The sequence below is a fragment of the Acinetobacter sp. SM1B genome, from assembly GCF_003289665.1.
Classification (GTDB): Bacteria; Pseudomonadota; Gammaproteobacteria; order Pseudomonadales; family Moraxellaceae; genus Acinetobacter; species Acinetobacter schindleri.
The window spans coordinates 1,538,982-1,561,712 of sequence record NZ_QMBM01000001.1 but is presented as its reverse complement, the minus strand read 5'-3'; the positions used below and the strand labels follow the sequence as shown (position 1 = coordinate 1,561,712).

The 22,731-nt window shown below is 44.1% G+C and carries 24 protein-coding genes; 14 read left to right on the top strand and 10 right to left on the bottom strand.

Annotated features, from left to right (window positions below; genetic code table 11):
- Positions 1-9: 9 nt before the first annotated feature.
- Both C8322_RS07505 and C8322_RS07500 read right to left on the bottom strand, forming a co-directional pair.
- Positions 10-1,788: a SulP family inorganic anion transporter gene (locus C8322_RS07505; protein WP_111810487.1), complete on the bottom strand. Its 1,779-nt coding sequence runs from the start codon at positions 1,786-1,788 to the stop codon at positions 10-12.
- Positions 1,789-1,988: 200 nt separating this feature from the next.
- Positions 1,989-2,300, bottom strand: a complete 312-nt coding sequence (locus tag C8322_RS07500; RefSeq protein WP_004809492.1) for an ArsR/SmtB family transcription factor — start codon at positions 2,298-2,300, stop codon at positions 1,989-1,991.
- A 283-nt stretch (positions 2,301-2,583) separates the two neighbouring features.
- On the opposite strand from C8322_RS07500, the gene cysK reads away from it, so the two are divergent.
- The 4 genes from cysK to C8322_RS07480 all read left to right on the top strand — a co-directional run bounded on the left by cysK (position 2,584) and on the right by C8322_RS07480 (position 7,074).
- Entirely contained in the window at positions 2,584-3,582 is a 999-nt protein-coding gene (gene cysK, locus C8322_RS07495; protein WP_004809491.1) for a cysteine synthase A, read from the top strand.
- Between the two features lie 148 nt (positions 3,583-3,730).
- A complete protein-coding gene (locus C8322_RS07490) occupies positions 3,731-6,415 on the top strand; it encodes a heavy metal translocating P-type ATPase (RefSeq protein WP_004809489.1) in 2,685 nt (894 codons plus the stop codon).
- Between the two features lie 4 nt (positions 6,416-6,419).
- Positions 6,420-6,851 (top strand): Cu(I)-responsive transcriptional regulator, encoded by a 432-nt coding sequence (gene cueR / locus C8322_RS07485; protein WP_004809488.1) that lies wholly within the window; start codon positions 6,420-6,422, stop codon positions 6,849-6,851.
- A 28-nt stretch (positions 6,852-6,879) separates the two neighbouring features.
- Positions 6,880-7,074: a heavy-metal-associated domain-containing protein gene (locus C8322_RS07480; RefSeq protein ID WP_004809486.1), complete on the top strand. Its 195-nt coding sequence runs from the start codon at positions 6,880-6,882 to the stop codon at positions 7,072-7,074.
- Positions 7,075-7,116: 42 nt separating this feature from the next.
- Here the strand turns inward: C8322_RS07480 and C8322_RS07475 are convergent, their stop codons facing one another.
- Both C8322_RS07475 and C8322_RS07470 read right to left on the bottom strand, forming a co-directional pair.
- Positions 7,117-7,722: a TetR/AcrR family transcriptional regulator gene (locus tag C8322_RS07475; RefSeq protein WP_004809484.1), complete on the bottom strand. Its 606-nt coding sequence runs from the start codon at positions 7,720-7,722 to the stop codon at positions 7,117-7,119.
- 210 nt (positions 7,723-7,932) lie between these two features.
- A complete protein-coding gene (locus C8322_RS07470; RefSeq protein WP_004809482.1) occupies positions 7,933-9,024 on the bottom strand; it encodes a zinc-binding metallopeptidase family protein in 1,092 nt (363 codons plus the stop codon).
- Positions 9,025-9,341: 317 nt separating this feature from the next.
- Between C8322_RS07470 and ureE the strand changes: the two genes are divergently transcribed.
- The 10 genes from ureE to C8322_RS07420 all read left to right on the top strand — a co-directional run bounded on the left by ureE (position 9,342) and on the right by C8322_RS07420 (position 16,987).
- On the top strand, positions 9,342-9,824 hold the full coding sequence (gene ureE, locus C8322_RS07465; RefSeq protein ID WP_026056813.1) for an urease accessory protein UreE: 483 nt from the start codon (positions 9,342-9,344) through the stop codon (positions 9,822-9,824).
- Positions 9,811-10,476, top strand: coding sequence for an urease accessory protein UreF (locus C8322_RS07460; RefSeq protein ID WP_004809478.1), 666 nt, complete (start codon positions 9,811-9,813; stop codon positions 10,474-10,476). Before ureE ends, C8322_RS07460 begins: the two co-directional genes overlap by 14 nt.
- Positions 10,477-10,493: 17 nt before the next feature.
- Positions 10,494-11,108, top strand: coding sequence for an urease accessory protein UreG (gene ureG, locus C8322_RS07455; protein WP_004809476.1), 615 nt, complete (start codon positions 10,494-10,496; stop codon positions 11,106-11,108).
- Between the two features lie 30 nt (positions 11,109-11,138).
- Positions 11,139-12,020: an urease accessory protein UreD gene (locus C8322_RS07450; RefSeq protein ID WP_004809474.1), complete on the top strand. Its 882-nt coding sequence runs from the start codon at positions 11,139-11,141 to the stop codon at positions 12,018-12,020.
- Between the two features lie 353 nt (positions 12,021-12,373).
- Positions 12,374-12,676 (top strand): urease subunit gamma, encoded by a 303-nt coding sequence (ureA, locus tag C8322_RS07445; protein WP_004809472.1) that lies wholly within the window; start codon positions 12,374-12,376, stop codon positions 12,674-12,676.
- Between the two features lie 9 nt (positions 12,677-12,685).
- Entirely contained in the window at positions 12,686-12,994 is a 309-nt protein-coding gene (locus C8322_RS14565) for an urease subunit beta (RefSeq protein ID WP_004809471.1), read from the top strand.
- Positions 12,995-13,009: 15 nt separating this feature from the next.
- On the top strand, positions 13,010-14,710 hold the full coding sequence (ureC, locus tag C8322_RS07435) for an urease subunit alpha (RefSeq protein ID WP_004809469.1): 1,701 nt from the start codon (positions 13,010-13,012) through the stop codon (positions 14,708-14,710).
- 167 nt (positions 14,711-14,877) lie between these two features.
- Positions 14,878-15,699, top strand: a complete 822-nt coding sequence (locus C8322_RS07430) for a hypothetical protein (protein ID WP_004809467.1) — start codon at positions 14,878-14,880, stop codon at positions 15,697-15,699.
- A 69-nt stretch (positions 15,700-15,768) separates the two neighbouring features.
- Positions 15,769-15,999, top strand: coding sequence for a hypothetical protein (locus tag C8322_RS07425; RefSeq protein WP_227591063.1), 231 nt, complete (start codon positions 15,769-15,771; stop codon positions 15,997-15,999).
- 100 nt (positions 16,000-16,099) lie between these two features.
- Positions 16,100-16,987, top strand: coding sequence for a DMT family transporter (locus C8322_RS07420; RefSeq protein WP_004894971.1), 888 nt, complete (start codon positions 16,100-16,102; stop codon positions 16,985-16,987).
- 68 nt (positions 16,988-17,055) lie between these two features.
- Here the strand turns inward: C8322_RS07420 and pcaD are convergent, their stop codons facing one another.
- The 6 genes from pcaD to benD all read right to left on the bottom strand — a co-directional run bounded on the left by pcaD (position 17,056) and on the right by benD (position 22,722).
- A complete protein-coding gene (pcaD, locus tag C8322_RS07415; protein WP_004809460.1) occupies positions 17,056-17,835 on the bottom strand; it encodes a 3-oxoadipate enol-lactonase in 780 nt (259 codons plus the stop codon).
- Between the two features lie 93 nt (positions 17,836-17,928).
- Positions 17,929-19,134: a 3-oxoadipyl-CoA thiolase gene (gene pcaF, locus C8322_RS07410; protein WP_004809458.1), complete on the bottom strand. Its 1,206-nt coding sequence runs from the start codon at positions 19,132-19,134 to the stop codon at positions 17,929-17,931.
- Positions 19,135-19,275: 141 nt separating this feature from the next.
- Positions 19,276-19,929, bottom strand: a complete 654-nt coding sequence (locus C8322_RS07405) for a 3-oxoacid CoA-transferase subunit B (RefSeq protein WP_004809456.1) — start codon at positions 19,927-19,929, stop codon at positions 19,276-19,278.
- 19 nt (positions 19,930-19,948) lie between these two features.
- Complete coding sequence (locus tag C8322_RS07400) at positions 19,949-20,620, bottom strand: 3-oxoacid CoA-transferase subunit A (protein WP_004809454.1); 672 nt, start codon at positions 20,618-20,620, stop codon at positions 19,949-19,951.
- 37 nt (positions 20,621-20,657) lie between these two features.
- Positions 20,658-21,878: a benzoate/H(+) symporter BenE gene (benE, locus tag C8322_RS07395; protein WP_004809452.1), complete on the bottom strand. Its 1,221-nt coding sequence runs from the start codon at positions 21,876-21,878 to the stop codon at positions 20,658-20,660.
- A gap of 58 nt (positions 21,879-21,936) precedes the next feature.
- A complete protein-coding gene (gene benD / locus C8322_RS07390) occupies positions 21,937-22,722 on the bottom strand; it encodes a benzoate diol dehydrogenase BenD (protein ID WP_004809450.1) in 786 nt (261 codons plus the stop codon).
- Positions 22,723-22,731: the final 9 nt, after the last annotated feature.

Below are 22,731 nucleotides of genomic sequence, written 5' to 3'. Positions count from 1 at the left end.
TAAAGTATTTTAATACTTTTTTGAATCTGTCAATGCGTAAGTCCTATAATCTTTACTGTGATCATTAAACAGATCGGGGGAGAGATCCCGAATTGCCTGATAGTGCGTCAGATAAATCCGTCCACTGAGATGTTTAAGCAATTTGGATTCCTGTAAGCGATCCATGACTGGTCCTTTCACTTCAGCAAAGTGTAGACGAATATTGAGTTTGGACAGTTCTGTATTCAGATCTTCCAGCATTTCCAGAGCACTAAGGTCAATGGCACTGATACTGGAACAGTTCAAAATGACATGCTTAAGCTGGTCTTTATCACTGACCGCATTAATCAAAAAGCCCTTAAAAGCATTAGCATTCAGGAAGCTTAGATTTTCATCAATACGCAAGGAAAGCACCTGATCTGAGGTCAGCACCTGATGGCGCTGCACATTGCGGAAATGCTGGGTGCCTTCAATCAGGCCGACTACTGCAATATGCGGACGGGAAATACGCCACAGCATCAGCACGAAGGTGGAAATAATGCCAATGATCAGACCTGTCGAGATATCAATCAGTACCACACCAAAGAAAGTTACCCACATGGCAATCCCGTCTGCTTTGGAATAGCGCCAGGCGTTCATAAAGGGCTGGAAATCAACCAGTTTCCAGATCGATACAATGATCGTGGCGGCAAGAATCGCCAGTGGCAGCTCTTCAAAGAAACCGGTAAAAAACAGGCTGACCAAAATAATCAGCAGGGAAGACAGTACACCCGCCATTGGCGTTCTGGCACCAGCATCCGCGTTGACCACAGTACGTGACAAGCTACCAGTAACTGGAAAGGCAGAACTGACTCCGGCACTAATATTGGCAATACCCAGTGCAATCAGTTCCTGGTTACTGTTCAGCTGGCTGCGTTGCTGTAATGCAGTCGCTTGCGCAATAGACAGCGATTCCACAAAACTGATCATCGCAATCATGGTCGCGCCTGGCAGCAAGGTGAGCACTAAATCCCAGTTCCAGTGTGGAAAACTTAAAGGTGGAAATCCGGAAGGAATTGCACCTACCGTTTTGATCCCTTGTGTTTGTAGATTTAGATACACCACAGCCAAAATACCCAAAGCGACTAGCATTAATGGTACAGCACGCACCAGAAAATCAGTCGATCCAATCCGGCTTTGTACAGCCTGGGATTTCAGAATTTTTGGAAGATAGATCAGCAGGCCAATGGACAGCAGCCCAAAAACCAGACTTGGCCAGTGAATCAGATGGAGATATTCCAACAGGCTAAACACAAATTGCTGAAGATTATTGGCTTGTAATGGCACATCGACCAGAAACTTAAACTGTCCAACCGCAATCAGCAGCGCAGAAGCAATAATAAAACTCTGAATTACCGGATGGCTAATCAGCTGAATCAAAAAACCAAAACGCATTAAGCCTAATAATAGGGAAATGATTCCGACCATCAGCGCCAATAAAGTTGCTGCTTCGATATAGACGGGTGAACCGACTTCAAATAAAGGATTCAGCGTGGCGAAGGTCATCATGGAAATGATGGCCACAGGACCAATCGACAAGGTACTGCTACTACCTAGCATAGCGTACAGAATCATAGGCAGGATACTGGCATATAGCCCCATGATCGGCGGCAATCCAGCCAGCATGGCATACGCCATACCTTGCGGCACCAGCATGGCAACCACAATTAACGAAGCCAGCACGTCGGACTTGAATTTAACCGGACTATAGTGGCTTAACCATGACCAGGCCGGTAATAATTGCAGCAGTTTTGGCTTCGAATTGGACATATAAAAGTCTAAATCACAAATATAGATATATTATGCACATTTTCTGCTAAGAAATCATGGATAAAAGTGGAGCTTGATCAACCCTCATATAAAAAATGACCTGACCAGTTCTTAGCAATGATTCTGTCTCAAAGAGATGATCTACATATTGAAGATCATCTCCAGTGCTAAGAGGAATGTTTAGACTCTAGATAAAATGCTTAAGCTTTTGCACAGTACAATTGATACAGCGTATTCAGGATGACCACCAGATTCTGATCTTTAATAGAATAGAAAATTTGCTTACCATCGCGGCGGGTACTGACCACATCACTTTTACGTAACATCATCAATTGCTGGGAAAGTGTAGGTTGCTGGATGTGGGTGAGATTTTCAATTTGGGAAACGTTGAGTTCCGCTTGGGAAAGATGACATAGGATGATGAGACGGTCAGTGTTTGCAAGAGATTTCAGGATGCCAACCACCTGATCAGCTGAATCACGCATGGTGGTGATTTCAAGATCGGTATTCATTCAGAATGTCCATAGAGATAAAATACAGCGGGAATGATTATAAAGGTCTGAATCCTTAAACATTTGGTAAAAATCACTTATTTTTATGGCTTTTTGTGAATTTAAATATCAATAAAAATTATATATTTGATATTAAATAATCAGTTATTTTTATTGTATATTAATAACTTATATAACAGTTGATTTGCCATAATAGAGTGCAGATTCCACTTTCTTCTACAAAATCTGAAAATACTTGTATGATGATAGTGCACTTCGAGCTAATAACATCAGGGATATACTAATGAGTACAGATGCAGCATTTCCTACGCCCAACAATCTGGGAATAGCGGTTTACAGTAACAATGCAGAAGCCATTGGCAATACACCTCTTGTGCGCATTAACCGTGCCATCACAGGTGGAGCAACTGTACTCGCGAAAGTTGAGAGCCGTAATCCGGCATTTTCGGTGAAATGCCGTATTGGTGCAGCGCTGATTGCAGATGCTGAAAAATCTGGCAAGTTAAAACCAGGCATGCACATTGTTGAACCAACCAGTGGCAATACCGGTATTGCACTGGCTTTCGTTGCTGCAGCAAAAGGCTATCCACTTACACTGACCATGCCAGCCAGCATGAGTATCGAACGCCGTAAAGTGGTCAAAGCCTTTGGCGCTAACCTGATTCTGACTGAACCTGCGAAAGGTATGAAAGGTGCAGTAGATGAAGCGGTTCGTTTGGTGACTGAACAGCCTGAAACATATTTCCTGCCACAACAGTTTGAAAACCCCGCTAACCCGAAAATCCACGAAGAAACGACTGGCCCAGAAATCTGGGAAGCGACTGGCGGTAATGTTGATATTCTGGTCGCTGGTGTAGGAACGGGTGGTACCATTTCAGGTATTTCACGTTACTTCGAAAAAGTCCGTAACAAGCCGATCTATTCGGTTGCCGTTGAGCCAGCTGAGTCACCAATCATTGCTCAAGCGAAACGTGGTGAATCATTGACGCCTGGACCACATAAAATCCAGGGGATCGGTGCGAACTTTATTCCTGGTAACCTTGATCTTGATCTGGTAGATGAAGTCATTGCGATTGACAGTACTACGGCAGTGGAATGGGCACGTAAAACGGCATCGCAAGAAGGTATTTTGGTGGGTATATCAAGTGGTGCTGCGATGGCTGCGGCTGCACAACTTGCAGCACGTCCTGAAAATGCAGGTAAAAACATTGTGGTGATTTTGCCAGATGGTGGTGAACGTTACCTGTCATCGATATTGTTTGAAGATATTTCTGCAGAATAATTTTCAGCAAGTATTTGGCAATACGTTAAAAGCCCGGGTTTATGATCCGGGCTTTTTTATTTTCACATAAAGACTTGACCTTCCAACTATGGGAAGGTTTAAGCTATAAGCTAGATTCAAACCATCAATAATATGAAGGATATGTGCCATGCAGGAACTGTCGAATACTCGACTGTATCAAACGACTGTACAGATTGAAGGCATGACCTGTGCTTCTTGCGTGGCACGGGTAGAAAAGGCTTTAAAGAAAATTGAAGGCGTAGTTTCGGCTCATGTCAATCTATCTACGGAAAAGGCATCGATTAGTGCCGATCATGTGATTCCCTGTGCCGAGATTATCCAGAAAATAGAGCGTGCTGGCTTTAAGGTGGTACAACAGAAATTCGAACTGGATATTGAAGGCATGAGCTGTGCCTCTTGTACTGCCCGAATTGAAAAAGCCCTCAAAAAAATTCCAGAAGTGCTGGAAGCCAATGTGAATCTGTCTACCGAAAAGGCTTATGTCACTGCAGTCAGTTCTTTACAGCAACAGGTCTTGGTCAAAGCCATTCAGAAAGCCGGTTTTGATGTCAAAGCAGATCAGCTTGAACTAAATATTGAAGGGATGACTTGTGCATCCTGCGTCGCTCGGGTGGAAAAAGCACTCAATAAAGTGGAAGGCGTCACTGCGGCCAGTGTCAATCTGGCCACTGAAACGGCACAGGTTTCTGGTTCAAACCTGAATATTGCTAATCTGATCCAAGCGGTTAAAAAAGCCGGTTATGAGGCACAGCTAAAAACTGCAAAAGTGAATTTCACCGAGCAGCAGAATTTCCAGCATAAAAAAGCTGAAGAAACAGCTTCATTGTATCGTGATCTTTGGATTGCCCTGGCGCTGGCATTACCGGTATTTATTCTGGAAATGGGATCACATCTGCTTCCGTCCTTCCATCATTTTGTTGTGCATAATATTGGTACGCAGAACAGCTGGTATATCCAGTTTGTACTGACCACTTTGGTATTATTGTTTCCGGGGCGGCGTTTCTACCAGCATGGGATTCCAGCTTTACTGCGACTGGCACCTGATATGAACTCGCTGGTAACGGTGGGTACATTGGCAGCATATCTGTTTTCCGTTATCGCAACATTCTTCCCATTTTTATTGCCGCAAGCCACCGTACATGTCTATTTTGAAGCGGCAGCGGTCATTATTGCCTTGATCCTGTTAGGTCGCTACCTGGAAGCACGTGCCAAAGGCAAAACCTCACAGGCGATTCAATACCTGATTGGCCTGCAGCCTAAAACCGCACGTGTCTTACAGGATGGACAATGGCTGGACCTGCCCATTTCCGAAGTCCAGCAGGATATGATCATCGAAATTCGCCCGGGTGAAAAAGTCGCAGTAGATGGTGTAGTGACTTCCGGTCATAGCTATGTCGATGAAGCGATGGTGACGGGTGAACCGGTGCCTGTGGCCAAAAATACTGATGATAGAGTGGTTGGCGGCACTATTAACCAGAATGGAACCTTGCAAATCCGTGCGACCGCCGTGGGTGAAGATTCAGTACTGGCGCAGATCATTAAAATGGTCGAGCAGGCGCAAGGTGCCAAACTGCCGATTCAGGCAGCTGTAGATAAAGTTACCTTATGGTTTGTGCCTGCGGTGATGGGTCTGGCCTTATTGACCTTTATGGTCTGGTTCCTGCTTGGTCCTGAGCCACAATTGAGTTATGCACTGGTTAATGCCGTGGCAGTTCTGATTATTGCTTGTCCATGTGCCATGGGCCTGGCAACACCGACCTCGATTATGGTCGGTACCGGTCGTGCAGCAGAAATGGGGGTGCTGTTCCGTAAAGGCGAAGCTCTACAGTTACTGCAGCAAACTAAAGTTGTGGCAGTCGATAAAACCGGAACACTGACAGAAGGAAAACCTGTCATGACCGATTTTCAGGTGCTAGAAGGCTTTAATAAACAGCAGGTTTTACAACTGATCGCCTCGGTAGAAGCCAAATCTGAACATCCGATTGCCTATGCGATTGTGCAGGCAGCAAAAGAGCAGCAGATCGAATTAATCGAAGTAAGTGAATTTGACTCGATTACTGGCGCCGGGATTAAAGCACAGATCAATAATCAGGATATCCAGATTGGTGCTGAACGATTGATGCAACAGCTGGGTTTAAATACCGAGCACTTTGCTGGAATAGCCTCTAAATTGGGACAAGAAGGCAAGACACCGCTGTATGCAGCGCTCGATGGAAAACTGGCAGCCATTATTGCCGTAGCTGATCCGATTAAAGATACTACCTTTAAAGCCATTGAAGAATTGCATCGTCAAGGTCTGAAAGTTGCAATGATTACGGGTGATAACCCACATACGGCGAATGCGGTAGCACAACAACTCAAGATCGATCATGTGATCGCTGAAGTCTTACCTCATGAAAAAGTCGATGCCGTAAAAATGCTGCAAAAAGAGCATGGTATTGTGACCTTTGTGGGTGATGGTATTAACGATGCACCGGCACTCGCGCAGGCAGATGTCGGCATGGCGATTGGTACGGGGACTGATGTTGCAATTGAAGCAGCAGATGTAGTGCTGATGTCCGGTAATATGCAGCATGTCGCCACCGGCATTGGCATCAGTCAGGCCACCATCAAGAATATTCGACAGAACCTGTTCTGGGCCTTTGTCTATAATATTGCATTGATCCCAATTGCTGCGGGTATCCTGTATCCATTCTTTGGCATCCTGCTTTCGCCAATGTTTGCCGCAGGTGCAATGGCTTTATCATCGGTATTTGTTGTCAGCAATGCCTTGCGTTTAAAGCTATATCAGCCACTATCAGCACAGGAGTAAATCAGTGAATATTGGACAAGCCGCCAAACGATCCGGTATCTCGGCCAAAATGATTCGCTATTATGAAGAGATTGGTCTGTTACCTGCGCCGAAACGTAGTGAAAGTGGCTATCGTGACTATAGTGATGCTGATATCCGTATGCTCGGTTTTATCCAGCATGCACGCGAGCTGGGATTTTCCTCGGAACAGATGAAAGAGTTGTTAGGCCTATGGCAGAATGAAGTGCGGCAGAGCAGTGAAGTTAAACAGCTGGCACAAAAACATATCACTATACTGGAACAGAAAATTCAGGATATGCAGGCCATGGTCAAAATTTTGAAGCAATCGGTCGCGCGTTGTGCGGGTGATGAGCGTGCCGATTGTGCAATTTTAAAAGATATCGAGCAGGGACTGGATACAAATCCACCCTCCAGCCATCACTCAACTTCAAGTTAGAATAAATCATTCCTAAGGAGATAAGCGCATGAAATTTCGTATTGAAAATATGACCTGTGGCGGTTGTGCACGTAGTGTTACTGCAACCATCAAGGATCTGGATGAACATGCACGTGTTGAAATTGACGTAGAGCAAAAGCTGGTTGAAGTAGAAACTGGCGTACATCAGGATGAAATCGTTGCCGCACTGACTGAAGACGGTTTTCCACCTGTAGCAGTATAAGTAGCGCTACGAAAGCAAGCCTGACCTGTGTGTCAGGCTTTTTTATGCAGAGGTATTGTTGGGTGCAATCATTAAAGCTTGATTGACATAGAGTTCAATCAATCTTTCACGAGAACCGATAGCTTTTTGATAGCTGGTTGAATTCAGTAACAGGGAAGCGCCATAGGTCACTGTCCAGATAAAAGACAGATAATCCCGAATCGACATGCTACTGTTATTTGTATCTAAATATTCACGAGTAATGTCACGGATACTCAGAATCCTTTCTTCACGGACCTGATATAGTTCCTGAAACAGCTCTTTCAGGCCTTTTTCAGTATTGGTCAGGCGCTCCTCAATCATATGCAGCAAAATGGTTCGATTGGAATTGTGCAAATGATAAAGCATATATTCCGATACATAAGTCCGGAAGTCAGTATTAAAACGTTTGGAAATCTCTAGAAGACGTTGTTCATTTAAAATAATCAGTTCCAGATATAACTGGTTTTTGCTTTTAAAATGCTTGTAAATGGTCCCCTTGGCAATATCCATTTCACTGGCAAGCTCATTCAGGGTAATGTCTTCGTTATTATCCAGAAGCAGGTTCTCGGCCATGCTCAGAATTTTTTCTTTACGCAGAAGAAAGTTCTGTTGTCTTACACTACTCATCTTATCTTTACTAACGTGTCGAAAAAGAACAATAACAGCCTAATTATTTTCAGATTAAATGAATATCAAACTATGGTCGTGCATGGTAATAAAATTGTCTGATAATTGATCATTTACTGGCCAAATTCATGAAAATGACCAGGATCTGGTGGCTAAACAGCAATTTAGAAGATAATTCTCATTGTTTTAGAACGTGACGGGGCAGCGATTTTAGCCGGGTAATTTTGACTCAGCTTCTTTAAATGCTTTGTCCAGTACATGACTATGAATAAAGCGCAGCTTGTTTTTCACCACTTCGGTAAGCGTAAACGGATAGGCATCTTCCAGTCCCATGCTACGATTCAGGGCATTCAGGTTAAACGTTAAAGTGATCCAGTTATCCAGAATGTGTTCAATGTCTTTGCCGCCAATCGGGCATTCATTAAAGGACATGCTGGCCAAGGTTTTACCATTTCCATCAACACGCAGACCACCATAAAAAGCGGTTTCCAGAGTGTCCATAATATGCAGATAATGCGCCCAGGTTTCAGCCCAATCTTCCCATGGGTGTGCCGTCGCATAGGTGCTGATATATTTTTCTTGCCAATTTTCTGGCGCACCTTCTTCATAATGGCGCTGCAGCGCAGTAGCATAATTCTGACGTTCATCACCAAAATAAAATCTAAATTCTTCAATTAGTTCTGGATGAAGATGCTGCATGATACTGAAATAAAAATGCCCACTTTCATGGCGGAAGTGACCCAAAAGAGTGCGATAATTTTCACCCATATCAATACGCGTGGTTTCCCGATACACCACATCTGCTTCAATGGCATTCATAGTGATCAGACCATTGGCATGCCCGGTTAACACTGGCTTACCATCCATAGGCAATAAAAAGTGAAAACGCAAACCAAATACATCATCATCTGTACGTTTTGGACGCGGCATCATATTCATGCGCTGGGTAAGATATAAAAAGCGTCGTTTGGCCTCTTCAAGTCGCCGCCAGTAGGTAATAACGTCGGGATCATCCAGATTGGGAATGATATGGGTCAGCTGACAGGACTCGCAGTAGTCCTCATCGCAATCGCCCGGAATCATCCAGTTACAGACCTGATAATGGGTATAGTTATAGCAAGGCTTATAGTGCGTGGCACGATATTCTGATTTCAGCGGAATCCACTCATCTTCACTGATTTTTTCAAAAGTGCACATGTCCTTTTCCGATGCGATATAACCAATCGGAGATTTGCAGTGATGGCATTCAGTAGAATAAAAAAAGATCTGATGCTCACATTTGGGACATTCAAAATATTTCATTTTCACTCCGTGAAAAGCGTGGAACCGCTAAGCCCGAGTAGTTTTACTTAAATCCAGTTGCTAGCATATCATTTAAATAAAATTAAATAATTCAGCTATTTAAATCAAAACAACTAAACTATTAACTCAGCTGGCTGCTCTTATATTTTAGCCGCAGTTGAAGATAGGTGAAATGTCATTCGTAATTTTTATGTAAGAAAATTGAATCCAATATCTTGGCACGATAAATGCTTTATTTTGATGCAATATTTTCTGTTTTTTGATCAATTGTTCCGCTTTGGAACGTGATGAATCAAATTGATGCATATAGGGCCAAAATGAAGATTTTTACCCAACGTCTGGAAGATGCCAGTCACTCTACTGATATTGAAAGTATTGAACTCAGCTTTGATACGCGTCAAAAAAGCCGTTTCCGCGCTACGCTAAAAAATGGCACCGATATTGGTGCAGACCTGCCACGTACCGGGATTTTACGTAGTGGTTCAGTCATCGCCACCGATCATGGTGAATTATTGCGTGTTAATGCCAAGCCAGAAACCTTGATGCAGGTCACTGCAGATCATGAATTTGATCTTTTAAAGGCAGCCTATCACCTGGGTAACCGTCATGTGCCACTCATGCTGACCCCAACGGCACTGTATTTTGAACCGGATCATGTACTGGCTGAAATGGTTGAAGGTTTGGGTTTACGTGTAGATACCGTACAACATCCGTTTGAACCAGAGAGCGGCGCTTATGCACAGCACCAGCATGATCACCGTTTAAGCCCAATCAAGTCATTGCATCATGTCGCACATTAAGGCTTCGCAACTACTCAGCCTGCTAACCCTGTCTTCGACGGCACTACCGGTCGGTGCTTACTGCTATTCACAAGGGGTTGAAAGCGCGATTGATACCGGCTTGATTCATGACGAAGCTTCCAGCATTGCCTACTTTAATGAAGTGTTGGAAATGCTATTGCTGCGGTTCGAACTGCCGATTTTAAAACGCTTAATGCAAAGCTATGACGATGAAATCATATTTCAACATTGGGCTGAAATTTACAGGGCAAGCCGTGAAAGTAAGGAATTACTGGCAGAATCCCAGCAGCTGGCATTTTCACTAAATGCCTGGATTCGCGATGTACTCAAGCGACCAGTAAAAGTCAAAAAACAGTATGGCTACGTTCCAGTCTATGCCCAGTTATGTGGCGAATTGCATTTAGAAGTCGATGATGTCTTGACTGCTTATGCATTTGCTGTTCTGGAAAATCAGGTATTAGCCGCTGTGAAAACAGTGCCTTTGGGGCAAATGAGTGGCCAGCGGATTCTCTGGCATCTACATGGAGAAATTCCGGTACTTATCGAGCGTGCCATTAACCTGAGTGATGATGAGATGAGTAGCGCTTTGCCGAATTACGCCATGCTGAGTATGCGCCATGAAAATCAATATTCCCGTTTATTTAGATCTTAAAAATTAAAGGAAAAATTATGTCAGAACGTAGTCCATTACGCGTTGGAATCGGTGGCCCAGTGGGTTCAGGTAAAACTGCTTTAACCCTGAATTTGTGTCAGGCCTTGCGAAATAAATACAACATGGCCGTGGTCACCAATGACATTTATACCAAGGAAGATTCGAACTTCCTGACCCGTAATGAAGCGATGTCGCCTGACCGTATTGTTGGTGTTGAAACTGGTGGCTGTCCACATACTGCGATTCGTGAAGATGCCTCGATTAACCTCGCTGCAATTGATGACCTGTGTGAAAAGTTTGATGGACTGGAGCTGATCATTATTGAAAGTGGTGGCGACAACTTAGCCGCGACATTTAGCCCAGAACTTTCAGACTTAACGCTTTATGTGATTGATGTTGCAGGTGGTGAAAAGATTCCACGTAAAGGTGGCCCGGGTATTACCAAATCGGACTTACTGATCATTAATAAAACCGACCTAGCACCGATGGTGGGTGCAAATCTGGATGTTATGGATCAAGACGCAAAACGTATGCGTGGCGAGAAACCATTTTTATTTTCCAACATGAAAACCAAAGATGGTCTTGAGCAAATTATTGAATTTATCGAAAAACAAGGTTTGTTTAAGGCATAGGTTAGTTAGTCAGGATAAGTGCACAACGAAATGAATAGCGTGGTAGAAGCAGAACACGGCTCAGCAGCAAAACTCTGGTTTGCACGTTTGCAACTGGGTTTTGAGGCAGATTGCAGTAATGGGCGAACCATTCTGCAGCATCGCAAGCATGAGGGTCCGGTTCGTGTGCAAAAAATGCTGTGGCCTGAAAAAACCGGAGTCTGTCATGCAATTATTGTACATCCACCTGCTGGAATTGCCGGAGGAGATCACCTGAGTTTCGATATGCGCGTCGGAGCAAATGCGCACGGACTGGTGACCACACCAGGTGCAGGTAAATGGTACAAGACCAATCTGAAACAGGCCTATCAGCATATTGATATTCGTGTGGAAGAAAAGGGGATTTTTGAATGGCTGCCGCAGGAAACCATGCTATTTGATGGTGCCAATGCACATGCGTCCACTACCATTCATTTAGATCAAACTGCCAGTTTTATTGGCTGGGATATGCTGGTAATTGGCCGTCAGGCAAGATACGAGCAGTTTGAGCAGGGCGGTTATCGCAGCCGTTTTCTACTGTATCGCGGTGCAAAGCTATTGGTTGCAGATCAGCTGAAATTCTCCGGACAGGATCGCTGGTTAAACTCCTGTCTGGGTATGAATGGACATGCTGTGATGGGTAGTCTATGGGCTGTACCGCCTGAAAAATATCGTGCAAGTTTTTATCTGGATGAGCACATCGACCTGATTCGTGAACTCATCATGCGTATGGATGTGCCGGTGACATTAACGCTACTCGATGATGTGCTGACGGCGCGTTATCTCGGAGATGATGTGCGCCAGTGTCATGATGCATTTGCTGCGATTCGTGCACGACTGCGTCGTTACTGGTTTGGATTAGATGAAGAGTTTCCGAGGATTTGGCGGACATAATCCCTCCTTGCGTAGCCGTGCTACTCACCCTTTGATAAAGGGAGGAGAAAAAGGGATTTAGGGAGATTAAAGAATCGTTTGACTGGTAAAAGAGAGGATCAATTATTTTACCTCTTCCTTGTGGTGTAGCAGTGCTACTCATCTCCTAAAAGAAGAAGGAAATCTACTTTCATTTTCCCTCCCTTTGGGAGGGAGTTAGATGGAGGGTCTATGACAATGAAGGTTCACCTCACCCTAAACCTCACTTGTACGTCGCTTTTAAAGCAATGCTTAAAAGCTCGTTCAGGAGAGGGAACACTGAATGAATTTGCACACATTTTGCATTAAAAATATTGAAGAAATAGGAAATAGACATGGAACTAAATCCGACTGAAAAAGACAAAATGCTGATTTTTACTGCAGGACTGGTGGCAGAGCGTCGTAAGGCACGCGGGCTAAAATTGAATTACCCGGAAGCCATTGCCTTTATTTCTGCTGCTTTACTGGAAGGTGCACGTGATGGAATGACGGTTAGCGAACTGATGCATTACGGCACGACTTTACTGACCCGTGATGATGTCATGGACGGTATTGCTGAAATGATTGCCGAAGTTCAGGTTGAAGCGACCTTTCCTGATGGCTCTAAGCTCGTCACTGTGCATCAACCGATTGTCTAGGAGCATCATATGATTCCAGGTGAAATTTTTACGCCAGATACTGATATTGAAATGAATGTGGGTAGACAAACTTTAAAGATGACCGTGGCTAATGCGGGTGATCGTCCGATTCAGGTGGGTTCACATTTTCATTTTGCCGAGGCCAATGATGCTTTGCAATTTGACCGCGAAAAAGCCCATGGCTATCGCTTAAATATTGCAGCAGGAACAGCCGTTCGATTTGAGCCTGGACAAAGCCGTGATATTGAATTGGTGGCTTTAGCCGGTAAGCGCGAAGTGTATGGCTTTGCAGGTCGGGTCATGGGCAAGTTGGACTAAAGGAATACTTATAAAATGAAAATGTCACGCCGTGCTTATGCGGAAATGTTTGGTCCAACGGTTGGCGATCGTGTCCGTTTAGCCGACACCGAACTGTTTATTGAAGTGGAACAAGACCTCACCACATACGGTGAAGAAGTTAAATTTGGTGGCGGTAAAGTCATTCGTGATGGAATGGGGCAATCTCAGCTTTTAGCCAATGACGTTGCTGATACTGTGATTACCAATGCGCTGATTGTCGATTGGTGGGGTATTGTCAAAGCAGATGTTGGTTTGAAAAATGGCCGCATCTGGAAAATTGGTAAAGCAGGCAACCCTGATATTCAGCCTGATATTACTATTCCATTGGGTGCTGCAACCGAAGTCATTGCAGGTGAGGGGCAGATTTTAACGGCAGGTGGTGTCGATACGCATATTCATTGGATTTGCCCGCAACAGGTGGAAACCGCTTTGATGTCAGGTGTGACCACCATGATTGGCGGTGGTACAGGACCTGCGGCAGGCACATCGGCAACCACCGTGACACCGGGGCCTTGGCATATCTCGACTATGCTACAAGCCATTGATGATTTACCGATGAATATTGGTTTACTCGGTAAAGGAAATTTAAGTCAGCCTGAGCCGATAGCCGAGCAAATTAAAGCGGGTGTGGTCGGTTTAAAACTGCATGAAGATTGGGGTTCAACACCTGCAGCTATTGATAACTGTTTAACCGTCGCAGATCAGTATGATGTACAGGTGGCGATTCATACAGACACACTAAATGAAAGCGGCTTTCTAGAAGAAACTTTGGCAGCATTTAAAAACCGTACTATTCATACTTACCATACCGAAGGCGCTGGTGGCGGACATGCGCCTGATATTTTAAAAGCTATTGGTCAGCCGAACGTATTGCCATCTTCGACCAACCCAACCCGTCCATATACCATCAATACGATTGATGAACATTTGGATATGTTGATGGTGTGCCATCATTTAGACCCTGCAATTTCTGAAGATGTGGCATTTGCGGAAAGTCGTATTCGCCGTGAAACTATTGCAGCGGAAGATATTTTGCAGGACTTGGGTGCAATTGCCATGATGTCATCAGACTCGCAAGCAATGGGGCGCGTTGGTGAAGTGGTGATTCGCACATGGCAAACCGCACATAAAATGAAAGTGCAGCGTGGACCTTTGGAGGGTGACAATGCCACACATGATAATAATCGTGTAAAGCGTTATATCGCCAAATATACGATTAACCCTGCCATTACCCATGGTTTAAGTCATGAAATTGGTTCGGTGGAAGTGGGTAAACTTGCCGATTTAATCTTGTGGAAACCTGCGTTTTTTGGGGTAAAACCATCCATGATTATTAAGGGTGGTATGATTGCAGCTGCGCCAATGGGCGATATTAATGCGTCTATTCCAACACCGCAGCCTGTGCATTATCGTCCAATGTTCGGTGCCAATGCTAGAGGCGTGCATAACACCTGCATTACCTTCTTGTCGCAAGTGGCTATCGAAGCAGGCGTCCATGAAAAACTCGGTTTGAAAAAGTTGATTAGTCCATGTAAAAGCACACGGGATATTCAGAAGAAAGATATGAAGCTGAATACTTACTGTCCTGTGATGGAAGTTGACCCTGAAATTTATGAAGTTCGGGCGGATGGGAAATTACTGACTTGTGAGCCTGCGGAAGTGTTGCCGATGGCGCAAAGGTATTTCTTGTTTTGATTTACCTCTCCCTAACCCTCTCCTAGAAGGAGAGGGAAATACTTTATTAATTTAATTGTTGCTATGTTCCTTCTCCCTGTGGGAGAAGGTTAGGATGAGAGTATTGATTTAGTTTTTGATTTAAAAGAATATGGGTATAAATAAGAATATGACTGAAATGGAAAAAGATGGCTTTAGATTTAAATGATGAGGTGAGCGAAGAATTTCTCAAAGAGATAAGGAAAATTGCTAAGAAATATTCATCTGGTTTTGAAAATGAATTAAGAGGGGCGCTTTCTGAACAAATTTTAAAAATTAGAGCCTTTGTAGAAAGTGAAAGCTTAAATGAAATTTGTACTTATGTGTCTGTATTACCTGTTTTTGATTTTAAGCACCAACTAATGAATTATATGACTCGTTATTTGGGAGCAAAGAAGTTTGATGAAAATATAGATAATTTAGAAAACCAACTGCTTGAACTTGCCTATTCGATAATTTTTGCTTATTTGACAGAATATAAATTACGAAAACCCAATTTAGAAAAAATGGAAGCTTATGAGTTAATTGAAAATTATTTAAATGTTGGTCAATGGAAAATAAATAATTTTAAATATGCAGGAGATAAAATTAGTTATAGCATCTACCATCTTATTTTTAATATTATAGAAGATAAGTATAAAAAATCTCAGTTAATTCAGGCTGAGGAAAAATTCCAAATAATAGATAACTTTATTTCAAAAGTAGATGAATGGAATGAGTCCTTTGAACTTAAACATAAAGCAGTCTTAGATTTAGAGAAACAATTAGAAGAAAGTAAGCAGACTTATGATTTTGTCTTATTAAATAAAGGTTTTAAGGAGCTTTATGAACAGAAAAAATTAGAGTTGAAAGAAAGGAGAAAAGGTTATTCGCAATTTGGAGCTACCCTAGTATGTGTGCCATTAGCTGTAATTATTGCATTCATTATTTTAATTTTGACAGGCTACGAAGCTAAATTAGCATCAATGTAGTTTTTAGTAATACCAATTACGACATTAATGTTGTTTCTGTTTTATTTTACTCGAGTAGGATTGCAACATGTGCGTTCAGTTCAATCTCAAATGATGCAACTCGAACTTCGAATGGCACTCTGTCAGTTTATTCATAACTATGCAGAAGACTCTGAAAAATTGCATGCTAAAAATAAAGCAGGTTTTGAGAAATTTGAAAATATTATCTTCTCACCATTAGTTTCATCAGACGATAAAATTCCCACCACTTTTGATGGCATGGAACAACTTGCCAAATTAGTGAGTGAATTTAGAAGGTAATCCAAACTTTCTGCTATCAATTCCGATCATATTTATAATTAGTCATCTCATCTGCAAAGGCTTAAAATTATTTCACTTTTAACCTAATAGCAGATGAGACATGGCAATCAGTTGGATCTTCTTTACCTTAATGGCTGCATTCATGCAGGCATGGCGTAATGCATTTCAAAAACAACTGAGTTCAACTGTCGACGTTTGGGGTGTAACGCTTGCGCGTTTCTTGTTTGGTTTTCCACTTGCATTTATCTATATCCAACTGCTGTACCATTTTTATCCAGTCATAGAAGTAGTTCATTTTACTGCAAAGTATTGGATATATATTTTCATTGCAGGAGTGAGCCAAATTCTTGCCACTGTACTGATGGTGCAACTGTTTAAACAAAAAAATTATGCAATTGGTGTCGGACTTGCCAAGAGTGAAGCCATCTTAGCCGCGATTATTGGCGTGGCTTTTCTATCAAATCACTTATCGTTCTTAGCCTGGATTGGCGTACTCATTGGCGGTTATGCAGTATTTTTACTGAGTAAAGGCAACCAACTGAGTGGACTTTCTGCTAAAACGTTGATGATCGGGGTAGGTAGTGGGCTTTGTTTTGCCATTACGTCCCTTTTAGTTCGAGAAGCTAGTCTAGAACTAACTAATTTGCCTGTATTACACCGTGCATCTTGGGTGTTAATTTCAGTCATTGGCTTCCAATGCATCAGTATGCTCATTTACCTAAGCCTATTTAGCCGTAAAACACTCGTCGCTATGCGTGAACGTATGGGACTGACTATGAAAGTAGGCTTTTGTAGTTTCACAGCATCCCTTGGTTGGTTTACTGCCATGAGCATGATGAGTGTACCGGTGGTGAAAACCTTAGGTCAGATCGAGATTTTATTTAGTATGCTGATCTCGGCGTATTTCTTTAAAGATAAACTGGCCAAGGCTGAACATTGGGGACTAGTGCTGGTGGTGATTGCGGCAATTTTAGTGATTTGGGCCTAATTTTATTGAATTTGGTCCAGAAAAAAGCCACTGATGAACAGTGGCTTCTCTAGTATTACAATGTGCTTTTAAGATGTAATAAATTTTTGCACGGCCTGATTAAAGGCTTCAGGTTGTTCAATATTTGAAATATGCGATGCATTGATTTCAAACAGTTGGCTGTTGGCAATACGATCAACCATATATTGACCATCAGCTACAGTCGTTACAGGGTCTTGCTGACCTGCAACCACTAAGACAGGTACAGAAATATCTTTCAATTGTTCACGAACATCCGCTTTAGCCAAAGCTTCACAACAGCTTGCATAACCTTCCGGGCTGCCAGCTCCAAGGTCGTTTTGAAGGTTATTCACCACTGTTGCGTTGCTTTGAATAAAGGGTTCAGTAAACCAGCGTGATGCTGCAGTAGAAGCAATCGGTTGTAAACCTTGTTCACGAACCAGTGCAGCACGGTCATTCCAGGCTTGTTCCTGACCGATTTTTGCTGCTGTATTGCCAACAACCACGTGGTTAAAACGTTCAGGTGCATGAATAGCCAGCCATTGGCCAGTCAAACCACCCATGGAAATGCCACAAAAAGCAGCTTTCTGGATATTTAAATGATCCAGTAAGTTCACCACATCTTGACCCAGTTGATCCAGTGTATATGGTCCTTGTGGAGCGCTCGAAGCGCCATGACCACGGGTGTCATAACACACTACAAAATAATCTTTCTGGAAAAAATCAATTTGTGGCTGCCACATGCTGAATTTGGTGCCCAATGAATTGGAAAATACCAAAGCAGGTTTTGCTGCATCACCAAAAGTCTGGTAATTAATTTGTGCATCATTTGATGTAAATGTTGGCATTGAAATCCCTCCCGACCTCCCTTTCTTGCATTTGATTCAAAGCAGTACTTTGAATCTACATTCAGGGAGGAGGTTTATCTTTTTAATAGGTTGTTAGACGCGTTCAATAATCAAAGCGATACCTTGACCGACACCAATACACATAGAGCATAGTGCATATTTGCCACCAGTCTGTTCAAGCTGGTTGAGTGCAGTCGTCACCAGACGTGCACCAGATGCGCCGAGTGGATGACCCAAGGCAATCGCACCGCCGTTCGGATTGACTTTTTCCGAGCCATCTTCAATACCTAGGTCACGAGTACATGCCAGTGCTTGGGCAGCAAAAGCTTCATTCAGCTCGATGACATCCATTTGCTCTAAAGTCAGACCGGTTTGCGCCAGTAATTTCTTAATGGCAGGTGCTGGACCAAAGCCCATAATACGTGGTTCAACACCAACGACGGTTGAACCAATAATTCTGGCACGTGGTTTTAAGCCATGCTGAGCAACCGCTTCATCAGATGCGATTAAAAGAGCAGCTGCACCATCGTTAATCCCGGAAGCATTACCTGCCGTTATTGTACCGTCTGCTTTTACCACAGGTTTCAGTTTTGCCAACGCTTCTGCAGTGGTAGACGCACGTGGATGTTCATCTTTATCCACGACCACCGGATTGCCTTTACGTTGTGGAATCACCACCGGAATGATTTCTTTATCAAAGAAACCTTTGGCTTGCGCTGCAGCTGTACGTTGCTGGCTGGTCAAGGCAAATTTGTCCTGATCGGCACGGTTGATCCCGAACTGTTCAGCGACATTTTCTGCCGTTTGCGGCATGGTTTCTACGCCGTACATTTCTTTTAGTTTCGGATTGATAAAACGCCAGCCCATGGTGGTGTCTTCAATCTTCTGGCTACGGCCATACGCCGTTTCTGACTTGCCCATCACGAATGGGGCACGCGACATGCTTTCTACACCACCGGCAATAATCAGATTAGCTTCACCGGCTTTAATCGCCCGTGCTGCCATTGCGATTGCATCCATCGATGAACCACACAGGCGGTTCACGGTCGTTGCCGGCACCTGATAAGGCACACCTGCAAGCAGGGATGACATGCGACCGACGTTACGGTTATCTTCACCAGCCTGGTTGGCACAGCCATAGATCACGTCATCAACCTGTTCCCAGTTCACACTTGGGTTGCGTTCCATCAATGCTTTAATTGGCAGCGCACCCAGGTTATCTGCACGGACAGGCGCGAGGCCACCGGCATAACGGCCGAATGGGGTACGGATGGCATCAATGATGTATGCGTTTTTCATATTTTTACTTTCCAAATCTTTGAATCCCTCCCGACCTCCCTTTAATAAAGGGAGGAGTTCCATACATAAAATAGAGATATGGAAGTCCCCCCTTTGAAAAAAGGGGGATTTAGGGGGATTTAAAATTATCTTTAAAGTGTATTAACCTTGAGTCGCATCAATCAGTTTGGCACCGGTCAATGACTGCAATTCTTCAAATGACAGACCTTCAACTTTCTCAATTACTTTCATCCCTTCAGGTGTCACATCAATCACACAAAGATCGGTATAAATACGATCAACACATTTCAGGCCAGTCGCCGGATAAGATAGTTCAGCCACAATTTTTGGCTCGCCTTTTTTGGTCACGTGATCTGTGGTAATAAAGACTTTCTTGGCGCCAACAGCCAGATCCATCGCACCGCCCACCGCAGGAATTGCATCAGGAGCACCAGTATGCCAATTCGCCAAGTCACCATTTTCAGCCACCTGGAAAGCACCTAATACTGCGATGTCTAAGTGACCGCCACGCATCATTGCGAAAGAATCACCGTGATGAAAGAAAGAACCGCCTTCCAGTAAGGTTACGAATTCTTTGCCGGCATTGATCAGCTCAGGATCGCGGTCTTCTTCAGCAGGAGGAGGACCGAATGCAAGCAAACCATTTTCAGAATGTAGGAAGACATCTTTATCGCTTGGCAGGTAGCTTGAAATCTTGGTCGGTAAACCGATACCCAGGTTGACATAAGCGCCATCCGGAATGTCTTGTGCCACACGCTCAGCGATCTGGTCACGGGTCAGTTTGCTATAGCTCATTATTTATCTCCGATGCCAATTATTGTGCAGGTTTAACTTGAACAACGTGTTGAACAAAAATTCCCGGGGTGATGATGTGCTCTGGATCCAGTGCACCGAGTTCAACCACCTCAGAAACCTGTGCAATGGTCACATCAGCCGCCATTGCCATGATCGGGCCGAAGTTACGCGCAGATTTACGGTAGACCAGATTGCCCCAACGATCGCCTTTAGAAGCTTTAATCAAGGCAAAGTCGGCCTTAATCGGATTTTCTAAAACGTAGTCTTTGCCTTCATAGTTCATGGTCGGTTTGCCTTCCGCCAGCAAGGTACCAAAACCGGTAGGGGTGTAGATTGGACCTAAGCCCATACCAGCCGCCTGAATACGGCAAGCCAGATTACCTTGTGGCACCAGTTCCAGTTCAATCTTGCCTGCACGATAAAGCTCGTCAAATACCCACGAGTCAGACTGACGCGGGAAAGAGCAAATGATTTTACGGACAGCACCAGCTTTAAGCAGTTTTGCCAGCCCATAATCGCCATTGCCTGCATTGTTATTGACGATAACAAGATCTTTGATCCCCAGTTCAATCAAACCATCGATCAGTTCAGCAGGCTGACCTGCTGTACCGAAACCACCGATCATAATGGTAGAACCGTCCTTGATCTGGGAGAGTGCTTCTTTCAATGATAATGAACTTTTATCTATCATAATCTGGTCCTTACATATCCTAAACTGATGGATGTCTTTAAACTTGTTTTGAATCTGATGCTGTAACCGGAACTGCGTTACGGTTTTTCTGTGACAGCAGAAAATGTGCGACCAGGCCAATGCAAATTCCCCAAAAGACTGAACTCAGTCCCAGGAAATGCATGCCGGAAGCAGTCGCTAAAAAGGTGATCAGTGCTGCATCACGTTGCGACTCTTTGCCCATGGCCACGGAAATATTGGTGGCAATCGCACCCAGTAATGCCAGTCCTGCCAAAGCCGCAATTAATTCCTTAGGCATTAGGCTAAACAGCATGACGATGCTGCCAGCAAATAAGCCGCCTAAAATATAAAAAAGCCCATTTGCGATACCGGCGATATAACGCTTTTCTTTCAGCTCATGCGCATCTTTACCTAAACACAAAGCAGCTGTGATCGATGCCAAGACAATCGTGATACCACCTACACAGGCCACTGCAAGCGAGGCAATGCTGGTTGCACTAATAATCGGCTTGGCGGGCATGTCATAGCCACTGAGTTTGATAATCGCCATTCCAGGTAAAAACTGGCCAGACAGGCTGACCAGAATCAGGGGAAGAGCCAGATTCAGGGTTGAACTCCAGGTCCATTCCGGTGCAATAAATTGTGGAATCGCCAGACTGAAATCTGCCGTGACCGGATTAATCTTGCCCAGTATCATGCTTAAAACCACACCTGCGACCAGCACCCAGACCATGGCATAACGTGGACTGAAACGCTTGGCCAGCAAAAATACCGCCAGCATGCCAAAGACGATATAGGGCATGGTATCGGTCGCGGTGAACAACCCTAAACCAAACTGCAATAAAATCCCCGCCATCATTCCGGCAGCCACTTCCTGAGGAATCCAGGTCAGCAATTTGTCGAAATAACCGGTGATCCCAATGAAAAAAATCACCACGGCAGAGGTGATATAAGCAGCAACCGCTTCATTGAGCGAAATATCGGGAAACAGCGTGACCAGTAGAGCTGTTCCGGGCGCAGACCAGGCGGTGACGACAGGTATTTTGTACTTGATTGATAAAAAGATACCTGCGAGCGCAGCACCAATAGAAATTCCCCAGATCCATGAAATCATCATGTCCGGGGAAACTTGGGCTTGCTGTGCCGCCTGGAAAAAAATGATCAGTGGTCCTGAATAAGAAATCAGCACTGCTAAAAATCCTGCAACAGTTGCTGAAATTGACCAATCATTTTTTAATGTCTGAAACAGGGTGTTCATTGGTGATGTGCCTCCTTGCGTCGAACCATGAGCCTGTTAAAAATCGTGATGATCAGGATTAGCCCTGATCACCACCACCGACCGGTACCACTGTACCTGTCATATAAGATGATTCATCGGAAGCCAGGAATACAATCGCATTCACTTGCTCCTGAATCGTACCGTAGCGTCTCATAAAAGTACGGTCAATGGTCTGATCAACCACTTGCTGCATCCATTCTTTTTCAGATTCAGTCAGTGGATTGGCATTGCGCGGTACTTTACGTGGTGGTGCTTCAGTGCCACCCGTGGCGATTGCATTGACACGGATGCCGTCTTTGGCATGTTCAAATGCAAGGGAAGCGGTCAGGCCGTTCACACCACCTTTGGATGCTGAATATGGCACACGGTTAATGCCGCGTGTCGCAATAGAAGATACGTTTACAATGGTACCTTTCTGATTTTTAATCATTTCCGGAAGAACTGCGCGGCAGCACCACAAGGTCGGGAACAATGAACGGTTCACTTCCTTGATAATTTCTTCTTCAGAAAACTCCTCGAAAGGTTTCATCCAGATCGCGCCACCGACGTTGTTGATCAGCGCATCAACACGGCCATAGGTTTCTAGCGCTTTTTCAACGACTGATTGAGCACCCGCAAACGTTTCCAGATTGGCTTTGATGGTAATCGCATCACCGCCAGTCGCTTCAATTTCAGCCAGAACTTCTTCCACATAAGGGGAAAGGTCAGCCATGACGACTTGAGCACCTTCGCTCGCCACTTGCAGCGCGACACCGCGACCGATGCCTTGCGCGGCACCCGTCACGATCACGACTTTATTTTCAAATCTTTGACGATTAGACATTGAACAAAT

Excerpts from the sequence above, each read along its gene's own strand:
- C8322_RS07400 (WP_004809454.1), bottom strand. The coding sequence starts at position 20,620 with ATGATAGATAAAAGTTCATTATCATTGAAAGAAGCACTCTCCCAGATC.
- pcaF (WP_004809458.1), bottom strand. The coding sequence starts at position 19,134 with ATGAAAAACGCATACATCATTGATGCCATCCGTACCCCATTCGGCCGT.
- C8322_RS07475 (WP_004809484.1), bottom strand. The coding sequence starts at position 7,722 with ATGAGTAGTGTAAGACAACAGAACTTTCTTCTGCGTAAAGAAAAAATT.
- C8322_RS14565 (WP_004809471.1), top strand. The coding sequence starts at position 12,686 with ATGATTCCAGGTGAAATTTTTACGCCAGATACTGATATTGAAATGAAT.
- ureE (WP_026056813.1), top strand. The coding sequence starts at position 9,342 with ATGAAGATTTTTACCCAACGTCTGGAAGATGCCAGTCACTCTACTGAT.
- pcaD (WP_004809460.1), bottom strand. The coding sequence starts at position 17,835 with ATGCCAACATTTACATCAAATGATGCACAAATTAATTACCAGACTTTT.
- C8322_RS07420 (WP_004894971.1), top strand. The coding sequence starts at position 16,100 with ATGGCAATCAGTTGGATCTTCTTTACCTTAATGGCTGCATTCATGCAG.
- ureA (WP_004809472.1), top strand. The coding sequence starts at position 12,374 with ATGGAACTAAATCCGACTGAAAAAGACAAAATGCTGATTTTTACTGCA.
- C8322_RS07480 (WP_004809486.1), top strand. The coding sequence starts at position 6,880 with ATGAAATTTCGTATTGAAAATATGACCTGTGGCGGTTGTGCACGTAGT.
- C8322_RS07505 (WP_111810487.1), bottom strand. The coding sequence starts at position 1,788 with ATGTCCAATTCGAAGCCAAAACTGCTGCAATTATTACCGGCCTGGTCA.
- ureG (WP_004809476.1), top strand. The coding sequence starts at position 10,494 with ATGTCAGAACGTAGTCCATTACGCGTTGGAATCGGTGGCCCAGTGGGT.
- C8322_RS07450 (WP_004809474.1), top strand. The coding sequence starts at position 11,139 with ATGAATAGCGTGGTAGAAGCAGAACACGGCTCAGCAGCAAAACTCTGG.
- benE (WP_004809452.1), bottom strand. The coding sequence starts at position 21,878 with ATGAACACCCTGTTTCAGACATTAAAAAATGATTGGTCAATTTCAGCA.
- C8322_RS07500 (WP_004809492.1), bottom strand. The coding sequence starts at position 2,300 with ATGAATACCGATCTTGAAATCACCACCATGCGTGATTCAGCTGATCAG.
- benD (WP_004809450.1), bottom strand. The coding sequence starts at position 22,722 with ATGTCTAATCGTCAAAGATTTGAAAATAAAGTCGTGATCGTGACGGGT.
- C8322_RS07490 (WP_004809489.1), top strand. The coding sequence starts at position 3,731 with ATGCAGGAACTGTCGAATACTCGACTGTATCAAACGACTGTACAGATT.
- C8322_RS07470 (WP_004809482.1), bottom strand. The coding sequence starts at position 9,024 with ATGAAATATTTTGAATGTCCCAAATGTGAGCATCAGATCTTTTTTTAT.
- cysK (WP_004809491.1), top strand. The coding sequence starts at position 2,584 with ATGAGTACAGATGCAGCATTTCCTACGCCCAACAATCTGGGAATAGCG.
- C8322_RS07405 (WP_004809456.1), bottom strand. The coding sequence starts at position 19,929 with ATGAGCTATAGCAAACTGACCCGTGACCAGATCGCTGAGCGTGTGGCA.
- ureC (WP_004809469.1), top strand. The coding sequence starts at position 13,010 with ATGAAAATGTCACGCCGTGCTTATGCGGAAATGTTTGGTCCAACGGTT.
- C8322_RS07430 (WP_004809467.1), top strand. The coding sequence starts at position 14,878 with ATGGCTTTAGATTTAAATGATGAGGTGAGCGAAGAATTTCTCAAAGAG.
- C8322_RS07460 (WP_004809478.1), top strand. The coding sequence starts at position 9,811 with ATGTCGCACATTAAGGCTTCGCAACTACTCAGCCTGCTAACCCTGTCT.